Origin of the sequence: Streptomyces sulphureus DSM 40104 (assembly GCF_000381025.1) — a bacterium.
GTDB classification, from domain to species: Bacteria; Actinomycetota; Actinomycetes; order Streptomycetales; family Streptomycetaceae; genus Streptomyces; species Streptomyces sulphureus.
The window spans coordinates 271,033-284,054 of the sequence record NZ_KB905818.1; the positions used below are offsets into that span (position 1 = coordinate 271,033).

The following is a 13,022-nucleotide window of genomic DNA, read 5'->3' on the forward strand; positions in this document are numbered from 1 at the left end:
GGCCGTTCGGGCCCGCGGGGGAGTAAGGAGAGGTGCGATGGCGGAGCACAAGGACGAGAACGAGCGGGCCGGCCGCGGGGACGAGGAGCGCACGCGGGACCGCGCGCACTCCGAGTCCCAGGCGCACGAGCGCGTCGTCCGCGGTACCCACAGCGCAGCCGAGGGCTACTCGAAGGGCGGCACGGGCGCCGGCGATCCGCTCGCCGGGCTGCATGCCGACGAGGAGCCCGAGGAGGGCGGCGGTACCGAGGAAGAGAAGCAGGGATAGCTGCTCTCCGGAGCCGGGCCGATCGCCCGGAGGGACGGATGGCCGGCGCCTGCGCACGTACCGGGCCGTCCGCTCCGCTGTGATCCCCGGCCGGGCGGAGCACGCCGCCTGTGGCTAGGGTTGCCGCCGAGCGGAGCGGAAGGCTTGCCCGTTCCCCGTCGTCTGCGGCACGGTGCCCCGCACGCACCATCGCGGGAGAGACGGGAGTCCACGTACGACCAGGAGCGCCGATGATCTTCATCACCGCCAAGTTCGAAGTCAGGGCCGAGCACGCCGAGGAGTGGCCGCGGATCGCCGCGGAGTTCACGGAGGCCACCCGCGCCGAGCCCGGGTGTCTCTGGTTCGACTGGTCGAGGAGTCTGGAGAACCCCTCGGAGTACGTACTCCTGGAGGCGTTCAGGGACGACGAGGCCGGCGGTGCGCACGTCAACTCGGCCCACTTCCGCGCGGCGCAGGAGAAGCTGCCGCCGTACCTGGTGCGTACGCCGAAGGTCGTCAACGTCTCGCTGGAGCAGGAGGGTTGGTCCGAGCTCGGCGAGATGGCCGTACCGGGCGGCGAGGGCTGATTCCCCGTCCGGCGCGTTCCGAACGGGACCGTGCAGCCGGGCCGTTCGCGTGACGCATTTCGCACCCGCGGGCGAGCCCCGCGGGGAGCGGAACACTAGACTCACGGAATCGGCACAGCCGGATCAGCCCGCACGGCTTCGTCCGCGCCGGCAGCCGCGGGGCTCATCGGCTCGACCAGTCCGACAGCAAGGAGGCACAGTGGAGAAGGTGCCGCGCGACGCGCGCCGCTCCGGAGCGGAAGACCGCCCAGAGACGCTCGCCCGCATCAAGGGTCCGCGCGATCTGGACGGGCTGAGCCCGGAGGAGCTGGAGGGACTGGCGGAGGAGATCCGCACATTCCTCATCGACGCCGTAGCCAAGACCGGTGGCCACCTCGGGCCCAACCTCGGCGTGGTCGAACTGACCCTCGCCCTGCACCGGGTCTTCGAGTCCCCGAGGGACCGCATCCTCTTCGACACCGGACACCAGTCGTACGTCCACAAGCTCCTCACCGGGCGCACCGACTTCTCCAAGCTCCGCGCCCGCGGCGGGCTCGCGGGCTACCCGTCCCGTGCCGAGTCCGAGCACGACGTCATCGAGAACTCCCACGCCTCCACCGTCCTCGGCTGGGCCGACGGTCTCGCCAAGGCGAACCAGGTCAAGGAGAGGGACGACCACGTCGTCGCGGTGATCGGGGACGGCGCCCTCACCGGCGGCATGGCCTGGGAGGCCCTCAACAACATCGCCGCCGCGAAGGACCGCCCGCTCGTCATCGTCGTCAACGACAACGAGCGCTCCTACGAGCCCACCATCGGCGGCCTCGCCGACCACCTCGCAACCCTGCGCACCACCGACGGCTACGAGCGCTTCCTCGCCCGCGGCAAGGAGGTGCTCAACCGGACGCCGGTCGTCGGCCGTCCTCTCTACGAGACGCTGCACGGCGCGAAGAAGGGCCTCAAGGACTTCATCGCGCCCCAGGGCATGTTCGAGGACCTCGGCCTGAAGTACGTGGGGCCGATCGACGGGCACGACGTCGCCGCCGTCGAGTCCGCGCTCCAGCGCGCCAAGCGGTTCGGCGGCCCGGTGCTGGTGCACTGCCTCACGGAGAAGGGCAAGGGATACCAGCCGGCCCGGCTCGACGAGGCCGACCAGTTCCACAGCGTCCCCGTCATCCACCCGGACACGGGGCTCCCCGTCTCCAGCTCGGGCGCCGACTGGACCTCGGTCTTCAGCGACGAGATGGTCAGGCTCGGCCGGGAGCGCAGGGACATCGTCGCGATCACGGCGGCGATGATGCGCCCCGTCGGCCTGCACGCCTTCGCGCAGAGCTTCCCCGACCGCGTCTACGACGTCGGCATCGCGGAGCAGCACGGCGCGGTCTCGGCCGCCGGCCTCGCGACGGGCGGGCTGCACCCCGTCTTCGCGGTCTACGCGACCTTCCTCAACCGCGCGTTCGACCAGCTTCTGATGGACGTCGCGCTCCACAAGTGCGGCGTCACCTTCGTCCTCGACCGCGCGGGCGTCACCGGCACCGACGGGCCCTCGCACAACGGCATGTGGGACATGTCCGTCCTCCAGTGCGTCCCCGGACTGCGGATCGCGGCCCCGCGCGACGCCGAGCAGGTGCGCGCGCAGCTCCGTGAGGCGGTCTGCGTCGACGACGCGCCCACCGTCGTCCGCTACAGCAAGGGCAAGGTCGGCCCCGCCGTCCCCGCGGTGCGCAGGATCGGCGGCATGGACGTCCTCCGCGAGCCGGACGCCGCGGACGGGCTCACCGACGTCCTCCTGGTGTCGGTCGGCGCCCTGGCGCCGGTCTGCCTGGAGGCCGCCGACCTCCTCAACAAGCAGGGCATCTCCGCCACCGTCGTCGACCCGCGCTGGGTGAAGCCGGTCGACGAGGAGCTGCCGCCCCTTGCCGAGCAGCACCGGGTCGTCGCCACGGTCGAGGACAACAGCCGCGCGGGCGGCGTGGGTTCGGCCGTCTCGCAGGCCCTCCGCGACGCCGGGGTCGACGTCCCGCTGCGGGACTTCGGCATCCCCGAGCGCTTCCTCGACCACGGCTCCCGGGGCGAGATCCTGACCGAGATCGGCCTGACGGCCCCGGACATCGCCCGCCAGATCACGGGCCTCGTCGCCAAGCTCGACGGCCGCTACGACGCGGCAAAGGCGACCGAACCGGCCCGGGACTGACGGCGGTCGACCCGACGCGGCGCCCCCGGACTGCGGTTCGGGGGCGCTCCGCGTTGCCCGGGTCGGTCGCGGCCGAGTGGGCACGAGCGAGTGCGGAAGGGCGACGCTCTGGGCGGATGCGTGCAGCACCCGTCCTCGCTACACCCGCGTCACCGTCGAGCGGCCTGCACCCGGTCAGGCTCTGCCACCCGTTTCTTTCCGCGCCTTGTGCGCCGCAGCCCTGTGCACGTCCTTGCACCGGCTTTCCCGCACTGCCGTCCGACCATCAGCACTCCGCAACCGGCGATGAGCAGAAGTGTGTTGGCAACGCCGCAGGGCCTCCTCGCTTCCTCCTCGTCGAGCAGCAGGGTCGCTCGGTGCGCGGACACTGAGCTCCGGGGGAGGGGCGGTGAGGAACACCGGGTGGTGCGCTGCCCACGCGCACCGCGGCGTCGGCGGCGTACGTCCGCACGTCTCCGCACCCACGCGGAACGGCGGTGGCTCCAGGCGCCGAACTCGCGCCGGAGCCACCGCCGTTCGCGGTGCGTATCGCGTCAGGCCGGTACGCTCGCCACGCCCTGTGCGAGGAAGCGGCCGCCCGCTGCCCGCTCGCTGACGCCCTCGCGGTCGAGGTACGGCGTGACGCCGCCGAGGTGGAAGGGCCAGCCGGCGCCGGTGATGAGGCACAGGTCGACGTCCTGCGGCTCGGCGACCACGCCCTCGTCGAGCATGAGGCGGATCTCCTGGGCGATCGCGTCGAGTGCGCGGGTGCGCACCTGCTCCTCGGTGAGGACGGTGCCGCCGACCTCGAAGAGCGTCGCGACCTCCGGGTCGAGCTCGGGCTTGCCCGTCTCGTAGGTGTAGAGGTTCTTCTTGCCCGCCTCGACGATCCGCCCGAGGTTCGCCGAGACCTCGAACCGGTCGGGGAACGCGGCGTGCAGCGTCCCGGAGACGTGGTGCGCGACGGCAGGGCCGACGAGCTCCAGCAACTGGATCGGCGACATCGGCAGGCCGAGCGGGGCGAGCGCGCGGTCGGCGACGTCGACGGGGGTGCCCTCGTCGATCGAGCCGAGCACCTCGCCGAGGAATCGGGTGAGCACACGGTTGACGACGAACGCCGGCGCGTCCTTGACCAGTACCGCGCTCTTCTTGAGCTGCTTGGCGGTGGCGAAGGCGGTGGCCAGCGACGCGTCGTCGGTCCGCTCGCCGCGGACGATCTCCAGCAGCGGCAGGATCGCCACGGGGTTGAAGAAGTGGAAGCCGACGACCCGCTCCGGGTGGCTCAGCTTCGACGCCATCTCGGAGACCGAGAGCGAGGAGGTGTTGGTCGCGAGGATCGCCGTCTCCGGCACCACGGCCTCGACCTCGGCGAAGACCTGCTGCTTGACGCCCATCTCCTCGAAGACGGCCTCGATCACGAAGTCCGCGTCCCCGAAGGCGCCGGCCTTGTCCAGGGAGCCCGTGACGAGCGCCTTGAGCCGGTTGGCCTTGTCCTGGTTGACGCGGCCCTTCAGCAGCAGCTTGTCGATCTCCTCGTGGCAGTAGGCCACGCCCTTGTCGATGCGCTCCTGGTCGATGTCGGTGAGGACGACCGGCACCTCGAGGCGCCGCGCGAAGAGCAGCGCGAGCTGCGAGGCCATCAGCCCGGCACCGACGACGCCGACCTTGCCGACGGGCCGCGCCAGTTGCTTGTCCGGCGCGCCGGCGGGCCGCTTGGCCCGCTTGTTCACGAGGTCGAACGCGTAGAGCCCGCTGCGGAGTTCACCGCTCATGATCAGGTCGGCGAGCGCGTTGTCCTCGGCCTCGAAGCCCTGGCGCAGGTCGCCGGTGCGGGCCGCGGCGATGATGTCGAGCGCACGGTAGGGCGCGGGTGCAGCGCCGTGCACCTTGCCGTCCGCGATCTCCTTGCCGCGCGCGACGGCCTCGTCCCACGCCTCGCCGCGGTCGACCTCGGCGCGTACGACCTCGATCTCGCCCTTGAGGACGGATGCGGTCCAGCGCAGCGACTCCTCCAGGAAGTCGGCGCCCTCGAAGAGCGCGTCCGCGATGCCGAGTTCGTAGACCTGCGCGCCCTTGAGCTGGCGGTTCTGGTTGAGCGAGTTCTCGATGATCACGGAGACCGCGCGCTCGGCGCCGATCAGGTTCGGCAGCAGCGTGCAGCCGCCCCAGCCGGGCACCAGGCCGAGGAAGACCTCGGGGAGCGAGAAGGCGGGCAGTGCCGCCGAGGCCGTGCGGTAGGTGCAGTGCAGGCCGACCTCGACGCCGCCGCCCATGGCGGCACCGTTGTAGTAGGCGAACGTCGGCACGCCGAGGGCGCCGAGCCGGCTGAAGACGTCGTGCCCGCCCCTGCCGATCACCAGCGCCTGGTCGTGCTCCTTGAGCGCCTCGACGCCCTTGAGGTCGGCGCCGACGGCGAAGACGAACGGCTTGCCCGTGATGCCGACGCCGACGATCTCGCCGGCCGCCGCCTCCCGCTCCACCTGGTCGATCGCGCCGTCGAGCCGGGCGAGCGACTGCGGCCCGAAGGTCGACGGCTTCTTGTGGTCGTGCCCGTTGTCGAGCGTGATCAGCGCGAACCGCCCGGCGTTGCCGGGCAGATCGAGGTGGCGTACGTGCGCCTCGGTGACGACCTCGTCCGGGAACAGCTCGGCCGCCCCGTTCAGCAGCTCTGCGGTCTTGCTCACTTGTTGCCCTCCCAGTGGGGGTTCTCCCAGATGACGGTCCCGCCCATGCCGAAGCCGACGCACATCGTCGTCAGGCCGTAGCGGACGTGGGGCTGCTCCTCGAACTGGCGCGCAAGCTGGTTCATCAGCCGGACGCCGGAGGAGGCCAGCGGGTGCCCGAAGGCGATGGCGCCGCCGTACTGGTTGACCCGCGGGTCGTCGTCGGCGATGCCGTAGTGGTCGAGGAGCGCGAGCACCTGCACCGCGAACGCCTCGTTGACCTCGAAGAGGCCGATGTCGTCGATGGAGAGCCCGGCCTGGCGCAGCGCCTTCTCGGTCGCCGGCACCGGTCCGACGCCCATGACCTCCGGTTCCACACCGGCGAAAGCGTAGGAGACGAGCCGCATCTTTACCGGGAGGCCGAGCTCCCCCGCCACGTCCTCGGCGGCGAGGAGCGAGGCGGTGGCGCCGTCGTTGAGGCCGGCGGCGTTGCCGGGCGTGACGCGGCCGTGCGCACGGAACGGTGTCTTGAGGGCGGCGAGGCTCTCCAGTGTGGTGCCGGGCCGCATCGGCTCGTCCTCCGTCGCGAGGCCCCAACCGGTCTCCCCGCCTTCGGGGTTGGTGCGCCGGATCGAGACCGGGACGAGGTCCTCCTGGATCTTCCCGTTGGCGTACGCCTTCGCCGCCTTCTCCTGGCTGGCGACGGCGAACTTGTCCGCGCGCTCCTTGCTGAGGTGGGGGAACCTGTCGTGGAGATTCTCCGCCGTCATCCCCATGAAGAGCGCCGACTGGTCGACGAGCTTCTCCGAGACGAAGCGCGGGTTCGGGTCGACGGCCTCGCCCATCGGGTGCCTGCCCATGTGCTCCACACCGCCGGCGACGACGAGGTCGTACGCGCCGAAGGCGATCGAGCCCGCGGTGGTGGTGACGGCGGTCATCGCACCGGCGCACATCCGGTCGATCGAGTAACCGGGCACCGACTTCGGCAGCCCGGCGAGGATGCCGGCGGTACGGCCGAGCGTCAGGCCCTGGTCGCCGATCTGGGTGGTCGCGGCGAGGGCGACCTCGTCGACCCGCTCGGGCGGGAGCGAAGGGTTGCGGCGCAGCAGCTCACGGATGCACTTGACGACGAGGTCGTCGGCGCGCGTCTCGTGGTAGATGCCCTTGGGGCCCGCCTTGCCGAACGGGGTGCGGACGCCGTCGACGAAGACGACGTCCCTAGCGGTACGAGGCACGTTGGCTCTCCTCCAGGTGCGGCCGGGGGTCCGGGGGAGTCTCTCCCCGGAAGAAAGCAGCCCGCCGCCGGACGGTGCGCTTCCCACCGTTCATGCTACTTGTGGGTAACCACGAGGCAAGAGCCGCCTCCCCGAGGCGGCGCACGTCACACCGGAGCGCCTTCCGGAGGGCTGCCGGTGGAGTGCGGGCGCCCGGTGCGCGCTCCGTCGGCCGCTCGGCGACGCAGGCGGGCTTACCGGTGCCTGGGCGTGGCCGGCGGGGTCCGTTTTCGTGTCACTCTCGGCCTCCCAGGGGGCGTTGAAGTCGGCGGTGAGGCGCGCCCGTGGTGGTCCGATGCGGACCAGCCCGCACGCAGGGTGCCGAGCCGCCGCGCCCCGGGCCGGTCGCGGCGCCGAGGGAAGGCCGAACTCCCGTGCGTACGGCGCTCGTCGGCGTGGTGCGGGTGCCGTTCTGGCGCCCCGTCCGGTGGTTGCGGCCTGCTTCTCACGCCGCGGCCTGCGGGAAGGGCCTCCCGACTGCCGACGCGAGCACGACCGCCTGCGGATCTCACGGGCCCGGTGTTCCTCCCCGGACCGGCCGCGCGGCGAGAAGGTCTTTCCGCGACGCGGCCTCATCGCCCTCGCCGCGGGCTCCGGCTCGCTCTTCGTCATCCACGCGACGAGCAACACCGTCAGGGGCTTCAACGCCGCGACGACGACGGTTCCGCGGCCGTCGTCGGAGATCAGACCGGGGCCGCGCGTGGTGTAGTCGGACACGGCCACGGTCTCGGGGCGCTCGCGCAGCACCGCGCGCGCCTTCTCGACGGCGGGGGCGCGGGGTCCTGGGCCGTCAGCGCCCGTTCGGTGCGGACCTCGATGACGTAGCCCTGCGAGGGGTCGGCCCCCGTGGCCTCGCTGATGGCGTGGCGAGCGGTGACGCCGGGGCGTGCGGCATCCTCGGAGATCGTCGTCTCGTTGGACATCCTGGTGGTCACGTCCCACGAGAAGGACCCGGCGAGCGCGGCGACGACCAGCGCAAGCAGGAGCACCGCCCGTCGGCGTCGGCGGTGAAGCTGTGCGAGTGCGGCGAACCTTACAACTGCCCCTTCGTTGAGTGAGGTTGGGCGTTCCCAGGTTCCTGAACGGACAGTCCTCGGTGGTGCGGGTCGCGCACATTGGCCGGAAGTCTCACTCCCGGCCGTGCAGGGGGAACGGCAGTCGGCGAGTGCCTGCCGCACGCTCGCGGCGACGCCGTCCAGCAGAATCCCTTCGGTCCCGATCCAGTCGCCTGTGCGGAAGACGCCTGGCACGCCGGTCGCGGGGCCCGGCCTGCCGTGCAGACCGCCCGTGGACGGGTGCGGCAGCGCGCTCGTCGTCCGCATCCGGGGCATGAACCGTCCCCCGAGCAGGTGGCGTTGCCATCCGGGCAGCGCCAGGTCGAGCAGCTCCTCCAGCTCCTTGCGGTCCTCGGCCGCGGGGTGACCGGTCCGCTGGAGACTCGCTGGACGATGCCCTGAAGAACGGCTCGAAACGGTGAGACGTCCGAGAAAGCCGTGGGCCGCGGCTGTTCTACTGGTAAGAGAGCCCAGGAGGCGCCGGACTGTTGCTCCGGTGGGTGTGACCGGAGCCGTCGGAACGTGGCTTCGCCCCCGTGTGGTGAACGCTTCCCGAGCCTGAATGCACGAGGTGAAGGAGAGACATGCGCGTTCTGATCGCCGGTGCCACCGGCGTGATCGGCCGGCAACTCGTCGGGCTGCTGGCCGAGAAGGGTCACGAGGTGATCGCCCTTTCCCGCAGCCCGGAACGCGCGGGTGCCTCGGGCATCGGCGTGCGGTACGTCCGCGCCGACGCCCTCGACGCCGAGGGGCTGTCCCGCGCGGTCGCCCAGGCGGAGCCGGAGGCGGTGGTCAACCTGCTCACCGCGATCCCGCAGCGGGTCGACAGCCGCCGGCTCGACCGGAGCTTCGCGGCGACCAACCTTTTGCGCACCCGGGGCACCCGCAATCTCGTCGAGGCGGCGAAGGAGGCCGGTGCGAGCCAACTCGTCGGTGAGAGCGTCGCGTTCGGGTACCGGCCGACGTCCGACGGTTCGCTCGCCGACGAGAGCGCCCCCTGGTGGACCGACGGGCCCGTGCAGTTCCGCCCCGTCGTCGAAGCGTTGCGGGAACTGGAGGAGCGGACGACGGGCGAGGGCGGCAGCGTGCTGCGCTTCGGCCACCTCTACGGCCCCGGGTCCGCCTTCGGCCATCGGGGCAACTTCGTCCAGCAGATCCGCAAGCGGGTGCTGCCCCAGGTCGGCGAAGGCGCGGCCGTCTTCTCGTTCGTCCACGCCAGGGACGCAGCCGCGGCCGTCGCCAAGGCTCTGGAGGCGGACGCGAACACGGTGCGGGGCAGCGCCTACAACATCGTCGACGACGATCCCTCGCCGGTGTCGGTCTGGCTGCCCGAACTCGCGCGCCTCATCGGTGCCAAGGCACCGATGCGCGTGCCCCCCTGGCTGGTGCGCCCCGTGGTCGGGCCCTACGGGGTGGCCTTCATGAACGAACTCCAGGGCGCGAGCAACGCGCGTTGGCGGCGCAGCAGCTCGACTGGAAGCCGTCGTACGCGAGTTGGCGCGAGGGCTTCGCGGCGGAACTCAGCGCGCGCTGAACCGCCTGCGGGCGAACCGGGCCCCGTGCGGTGGGAAGTCGTCGTCCGGTCGGCGAACTCAGCGCGTTGGCGGAGGAACACCCGACGCGCGAGCAGCTCCACGCCAAGCTCACGCTCGCCCTCTACCGTTCCGGACGCCGGGTGCAGGCACTCGACGTCCTACAGCAACTGCACCGCGCCCTGCGGCGCGACCTCGGCCTGGAGACCTCGCCCTGGGTCCACACCCTGCATCAGGCGGTCCTCGCCTCCAACTCGTCCATCGAGGTGCCGTAACCGCCAGGGCTCTCTCCGTCCGACACGGCAGGGAGAGCCCTTCCTCGAGGGCGCCAACGCCCTTGCGTGCGCGTCGAGTCGGTGTGCCGTACGGAGGGAGCGAGGGGCGCCGCGCGCCGTCTCCCGAAGCGCCGCGCGGCAGCCGGGCTCACTCGCGGTGCTGGAGCGCCTCGACGAGCAGGGGCGTGGTCTGCTCGACCTGCCACTCGCGGGCACCGTGCTCCCGCAGGAAGGCGCCGACCGCCTCGGCCGAGCCCTCGGAGGGCGGCTCCCAGCACAGCCGGCGCACGGTGTCGGGCGTCAGCAGGTTCTCCTGCGGCATGCCCAGTTCCTCGGCCCGCGCACTGACGGCCGTCCGCGCGGCGGTCAGCCGGGCCGCCGCCACCGGGTCCTTGTCGGCCCACGCCCGCGGCGGCGGCGGACCGCCCGACGGCTGCGCCTGCTGCGGGAGTTCGCCCTCCGCCATACCCCGCGCGCGCTCGACGGCCGCGTACCACTCCTCGAGCTGACGGCGCCCCATCCGCTGCCCGAACCCGGGCAGCGCCGAAAGGGCACGCATGCTCGTCGGCATCGCGAGCGCCGCCTCGACGATCGCCGCGTCCGTGAGCACCTTGCCGGGCGAGAGGTCCCGCTGGCGTGCGACGGTGTCCCGCGCCGACCAGAGTTCGCGGACCGCGGCGAGCTGACGGCGCCGCCGCACCTTGTGCATGCCGGACGTACGCCGCCACGGGTCCTTGCGCGGCGGCGGCACGGGCGCCGCGACGATCGCCGCGAACTCCTGCCGCGCCCAGTCGAGTTTGCCCTGCTGCGCCAGCTCGCTCTCCAGCGCGTCGCGCAGGTCCACGAGGAGTTCGACGTCGAGCGCGGCGTACCGCAGCCACGGCTCGGGGAGCGGGCGCGTCGACCAGTCGACCGCCGAATGGCCCTTCTCCAGCGTGTAGCCGAGGACGCTCTCCACCATGGCGCCGAGCCCCACGCGGGGAAAGCCGGCGAGGCGCCCGGCGAGCTCGGTGTCGAAGATCCGGTGCGGGAGCATGCCTATCTCGCGCAGGCAGGGGATGTCCTGCGTCGCGGCGTGGAGCACCCACTCGGCAGGGGCGAGCACCTCGCCGAGGTGCGAGAGGTCGGGACAGGCGACGGGGTCGATGAGTGCGGTGCCCGCGCCCCCGCGTCTCAACTGGACGAGGTAGGCGCGCTGCCCGTAGCGGTAGCCGGAGGCGCGCTCGGCGTCGACGGCGACGGGGCCAGATGCTTCTGCGAACGAACCGGTTGCTTCGGCCAGACCCTCGGCGGTGGTGGTCACGGGGGGAACGCCCTCGCGCGGCGCCAGCAGGGGGACGGGACCGGAGCCCGGTGCCTCGGAGGTGGCTTGAGCTGCCTTCGTTGATGCGGTCTCTTGGGCGTCGGTCACCTGTAAAGGGTATCCGCGTACACACAATGCGAAGCGCCCGCCGACGGAACGTTACCTCGACGGGCGCCGTGCGGCCGCGGCGCTGGCGCACGGCCTCTTCGTTGGGCGGAGGATGCTTTGCGGAAGGGGAGAGCGGACGGCGAGGCGGGTGCCTCAGTGAATGATGCCGGTACGGAGCGCCACCGCGACCATGCCGGCCCGGTCACCCGTGCCGAGCTTCCGCGCGATCCGCGCGAGGTGGCTCTTGACCGTGAGCGCCGAGAGCCCCATGGAGACGCCGATCGCCTTGTTCGACTGGCCCTCGGCGACCAGCCGCAGCACCTCGACCTCCCGCCCGGACAGCTCGCGCTGCCCGCCCGGGTGTCCGGGCCCGCCGGGTCCGCCTCCGGGCCGCCGGTGCATCCGGGCCGCCGCCGCGCCGATGGGCGCGGCACCGTGCCGGGTGGGCAGCGCACCGCCGAGGTTGGTACGGGTGCCGGTGACGACGTAGCCCTTGACGCCCCCGGCGAGGGCGTTGCGGACGGCGCCGATGTCGTCGGCTGCGGAGAGGGCGAGGCCGTTGGGCCAGCCGGCGGCGCGGGTCTCGGAGAGGAGCGTCAGCCCCGAGCCGTCGGGGAGGTGTACGTCGGCGACGCAGATGTCGCGGGGATTGGAGACGCGCGGACGCGCCTCCGCGATGGACGAGGCCTCGATCACGTCCCGTACGCCGAGCGCCCATAGGTGTCTCGTCACGGTCGACCGCACGCGCGGATCGGCCACGACCACCATGGCGGTGGGCTTGTTGGGACGGTAGGCGACCAGGCTTGTGGGGTGCTCTAGGAGAACAGACACCGGGCCTCCTGAGGGGGAGTGGAGGGAGAACGGGGCGCGGCTCCTGGCAGTCTCGGGGTGAGCCGGTGCTCCGTGCGGAAGGGTCACTGACTCCTTCGGCAGCTCTCCTCGTGGCCTTTAGAGGAAGATCACGATTCGGTGAGCGCAATTCTGCGGGGAGCGTGCGTATCCCCTGCGGGAGCCGCGGGGACGTGCCCGTCGCCCGATCCCCTTGCCCGAAAAGGGAGTTGACGTGAGCCGTCAGTGCCGCTGCGGTCCGCGGCGCTGCGGGAGCTGCACGACGGAGGCGCCGCAGTCGGTGCCGGGCGCCGAGGTCTCCGGGGGGAGGCCGGCGCACTGGGCGAGCAGCTCGCACCAGGCGGCGAGGTGCGCCGCGACGTCGGGAGGGCCGTCGTCGCCTGTGGGCAGCGGGGTCCAACTGGCGCGGATCTCCAGCGCCGTCTGCTGCGGCTTCTCCGCGAGGTCGCCGAAGAAGGCGGAGTCGGAGCGGGTGACGGTCCCGCTCGCCGCGGCGTGGCCGGCCGTGCGGTCCTCCAGGGCTCCGGTGAGCCAGGACCAGGTGACCTCGGGGAGAAGCGGGTCGCTCGCCATCTCCGGCTCGGGCTCGGCACGTGCCAGGGTCACGACGCGGAAACCGCCCTGCCAGCTCTCGCGTCCGGCCGGGTCGTGGAGGAGGACGAACCTCCCGTCCGCGAGCTCGGCCGGCTCCTCGTCCTCGCCCGGCTCCCCGTCCGGGTCGGTGACCGACGCCTCCAACGCGTGCGCGTACGGCGCGAGTCGGCGCGGCGCCGGAAGCGGGGCGAACGCCACCCCCGCGCGCGGTGCCGCGTCCCGGAGCGCGCCGACCGCCGCTGCGAACGCGGGCGGTACGGCCTCGCTGCCGGTCTCGTCTGCGCCGGAGGCGCCCCCCGCCGTCGATGCCTGAGCCGCTGTCATAGGCCGAAAGAGTAGGCGGCCGCGCCGCTCCGCGCCCGCAGGACACCCCGCCGCGATGCCGG

Annotated in this window: 10 protein-coding genes and 1 pseudogene; 5 read left to right on the forward strand and 6 right to left on the reverse strand. The window is 72.4% G+C overall.

What is annotated here, in order from left to right:
- Positions 1-37 precede the first annotated feature (37 nt).
- The 3 genes from F603_RS0118380 (at position 38) to dxs (ending at position 3,004) form a co-directional block, all read left to right on the forward strand.
- Positions 38-268, forward strand: a complete 231-nt coding sequence (locus F603_RS0118380; protein WP_019547448.1) for a hypothetical protein — start codon at positions 38-40, stop codon at positions 266-268.
- 230 nt (positions 269-498) lie between these two features.
- Positions 499-834, forward strand: a complete 336-nt coding sequence (locus F603_RS0118385) for a putative quinol monooxygenase (protein WP_019547449.1) — start codon at positions 499-501, stop codon at positions 832-834.
- A 208-nt stretch (positions 835-1,042) separates the two neighbouring features.
- The gene (gene dxs / locus F603_RS0118390; protein WP_106431350.1) at positions 1,043-3,004 is read left to right on the forward strand and encodes a 1-deoxy-D-xylulose-5-phosphate synthase; all 1,962 of its coding nucleotides are present in this window, start codon (positions 1,043-1,045) and stop codon (positions 3,002-3,004) included.
- Between the two features lie 533 nt (positions 3,005-3,537).
- Here the strand turns inward: dxs and F603_RS0118395 are convergent.
- The 3 genes from F603_RS0118395 to F603_RS0118410 all read right to left on the reverse strand — a co-directional run bounded on the left by F603_RS0118395 (position 3,538) and on the right by F603_RS0118410 (position 7,909).
- Entirely contained in the window at positions 3,538-5,667 is a 2,130-nt protein-coding gene (locus tag F603_RS0118395) for a 3-hydroxyacyl-CoA dehydrogenase NAD-binding domain-containing protein (protein ID WP_019547451.1), read from the reverse strand.
- Positions 5,664-6,881, reverse strand: a complete 1,218-nt coding sequence (locus F603_RS0118400) for a thiolase family protein (protein WP_019547452.1) — start codon at positions 6,879-6,881, stop codon at positions 5,664-5,666. The genes F603_RS0118395 and F603_RS0118400 overlap by 4 nt, the downstream gene beginning before the upstream one ends.
- Before the next feature lie 722 nt (positions 6,882-7,603).
- The gene (locus F603_RS0118410; protein WP_019547454.1) at positions 7,604-7,909 is read right to left on the reverse strand and encodes a hypothetical protein; all 306 of its coding nucleotides are present in this window, start codon (positions 7,907-7,909) and stop codon (positions 7,604-7,606) included.
- A gap of 650 nt (positions 7,910-8,559) precedes the next feature.
- Between F603_RS0118410 and F603_RS36570 the strand changes: the two are divergent.
- A pseudogene (locus F603_RS36570) lies at positions 8,560-9,228 on the forward strand (NAD-dependent epimerase/dehydratase family protein); the annotation flags it as partial.
- A 311-nt stretch (positions 9,229-9,539) separates the two neighbouring features.
- Positions 9,540-9,782 (forward strand): BTAD domain-containing putative transcriptional regulator, encoded by a 243-nt coding sequence (locus F603_RS33520; protein WP_078503690.1) that lies wholly within the window; start codon positions 9,540-9,542, stop codon positions 9,780-9,782.
- A gap of 148 nt (positions 9,783-9,930) precedes the next feature.
- Here F603_RS33520 and F603_RS0118435 read toward each other — a convergent pair whose 3' ends face one another.
- The 3 genes from F603_RS0118435 to F603_RS0118445 all read right to left on the reverse strand — a co-directional run bounded on the left by F603_RS0118435 (position 9,931) and on the right by F603_RS0118445 (position 12,960).
- Positions 9,931-11,193, reverse strand: coding sequence for a ribonuclease D (locus F603_RS0118435; RefSeq protein WP_019547458.1), 1,263 nt, complete (start codon positions 11,191-11,193; stop codon positions 9,931-9,933).
- A gap of 153 nt (positions 11,194-11,346) precedes the next feature.
- Positions 11,347-12,024, reverse strand: coding sequence for a response regulator transcription factor (locus F603_RS0118440; protein WP_016908281.1), 678 nt, complete (start codon positions 12,022-12,024; stop codon positions 11,347-11,349).
- Between the two features lie 240 nt (positions 12,025-12,264).
- A complete protein-coding gene (locus F603_RS0118445) occupies positions 12,265-12,960 on the reverse strand; it encodes a DUF3000 domain-containing protein (RefSeq protein ID WP_019547459.1) in 696 nt (231 codons plus the stop codon).
- Positions 12,961-13,022 lie beyond the last annotated feature (62 nt).

Bases quoted from the DNA above. Each gene is read 5' to 3' on its own strand.
- F603_RS0118380 (WP_019547448.1), top strand. From the start codon at position 38: ATGGCGGAGCACAAGGACGAGAACGAGCGGGCCGGCCGCGGGGACGAG.
- F603_RS0118385 (WP_019547449.1), top strand. From the start codon at position 499: ATGATCTTCATCACCGCCAAGTTCGAAGTCAGGGCCGAGCACGCCGAG.
- F603_RS0118445 (WP_019547459.1), bottom strand. From the start codon at position 12,960: ATGACAGCGGCTCAGGCATCGACGGCGGGGGGCGCCTCCGGCGCAGAC.